This is a genomic window from Mycobacterium sp. E1747 (genome assembly GCF_001667775.1).
Taxonomy (GTDB): Bacteria; Actinomycetota; Actinomycetes; order Mycobacteriales; family Mycobacteriaceae; genus Mycobacterium.
Genome location: NZ_LZJI01000166.1, coordinates 1 through 1,777, shown reverse-complemented (window position 1 = coordinate 1,777; position 1,777 = coordinate 1). Strand labels below are relative to the sequence as shown.

The window sequence follows — 1,777 nt, the reverse complement described above, 5'->3', positions numbered from 1 at the left end:
CTAGGAGACTGCTGAATTAATCCCGCGTGGCGGGGGTCGTTTGTTCTGCTGCTTTAGGGATGATTGGTGGGTGCAGGGTCGAGCGGATGATCAGCGTGAATTGTTGGATGCGGAGTCGGTTGCGGGTCATCTTTTGAAGTCCGACAGCATGTTTGCGTTTCTGGCGGCTCATCGCAGTGAGTTGTTTCCTGAGGAGATGTTCGCTGATCTGTTCCCTTCCCGGCGGGGTCGGCCCAGTGTGCCTGCTGAGGTGATGGCGAGCGTGATCACCTTGCAGGCCCTGCACGGTCTGTCGGATAACGAGACTGTCGATGCGGTGACGTTTGATCTGCGCTGGAAGGCTGCGTGTGGATTGCCGGTTACCACCGCGGCGTTCCATTCGACGACGTTGACTTATTGGCGGCGCCGGTTGGCGGTCTCGGATCACCCGGACCGAATTTTTGAGGCGGTCAAGGCTGTCGTCGCCGCGACCGGCGCGCTGGCGGGCAAGACCCGGCGGGCGTTGGATTCCACCGTTCTCGAGGATGCGGTGGCCACCCAGGACACCGTGACCCAGCTGATCGCGGCGATCCGGCGGGTGCGCCGGGAGGTCCCCGCCGCCGCTGAGGTGATCGAGACGCAGTGCAGCGCCCACGACTATGACGATCCAGGTAAACCAGCGATCGCCTGGAACGATAAGGCGGCCCGCGAGGCGTTGGTGGATGGGCTGGTCGGCGACGCGCACCGGGTGCTCGGGTATCTGCCCGAGGCCGAACTGGGCCCGCGTGCGGCCGAGGCGGTGGCGTTATTGGCGCTGGTCGCCGGCCAGGATGTCGAGCCCGTCGAGGGTTCGGATGGCACCGACGGGCACTGGCAGATTGCCCAGAACGTGACCGCCGACCGGGTGATCTCCACGGTGGATCCCGAGGCCCGCCACGCCCATAAGACGGTGCACCGCCGCCAGGATGGCTTCAAAGCCCACATCGCGATCGAGCCCGATACCGGGATCATCACCGACTGCGCGTTGACCAAGGCCAGCGGCGCCGACAACCACGAAGCCGTCGTTGGGCTGGCCCTGCTCGACGACGAGAGCACACCGGTGCGGGTGCTGGGCGATTCGGCTTACGGCACCGGCGCGACGCGGGCCGCGCTCGCGGCTGGCGGGCATACCGCGGTCATTAAACCGATCCCGCTACGCGCCCCGGTGCCCGGCGGTTTCACCAGTGATGACTTCAGCATCAACTCCGATGCTCGCACCGTGACATGCCCGGCAAACCACACCGTAGGGATCGCACCCAGCGGGGGTGTGAAGTTCGAAAAGTACTGTCGTAGTTGTCCTTTAACGGCACAGTGCACGACCGCCAAACGGGGACGTTGCCTCACTCTCACCGAGCATGAACCGTTGCTACGTGCTGCTCGCAGCACCGCCCGCAATCCCGATTGGCAAGCCGAATACCGCCAGCACCGCCCGATGGTGGAACGCTCGATCGCCTGGCTGACCCGAGGCAACCGCAAGGTCCGCTACCGCGGCATCATCAAAAACGATCACTGGCTGCACCACCGCGCTGCTGCACTCAACCTGCGCCGCCTGATCACCCTTGGCCTCACCCACACCGGCGCCACCTGGGCCCTGGCATAGCAACCGCCCTCACCAAGGGTCTTGCCCGCAGGCCCATCCAGTGCCACGCTCGAAACGGCGGGGCGACCTCTTCTGTCGACCTTCGGGCCTGACTTCACACCGCCGCAAGACGGCTCGAGGCGCCCCGCCCCAAACCACCCTTATTCAGCGGACTCCTAG

The 1,777-nt window shown here is 65.1% G+C and carries 1 protein-coding gene; it reads left to right on the top strand.

Going from position 1 to position 1,777, the window contains the following annotated elements:
• The first annotated feature begins 70 nt into the window (after nt 1–70).
• Entirely contained in the window at nt 71–1,618 is a 1,548-nt protein-coding gene (locus A5695_RS16195) for an IS1182 family transposase (RefSeq protein WP_068083969.1), read from the top strand.
• Nucleotides 1,619–1,777: the final 159 nt, after the last annotated feature.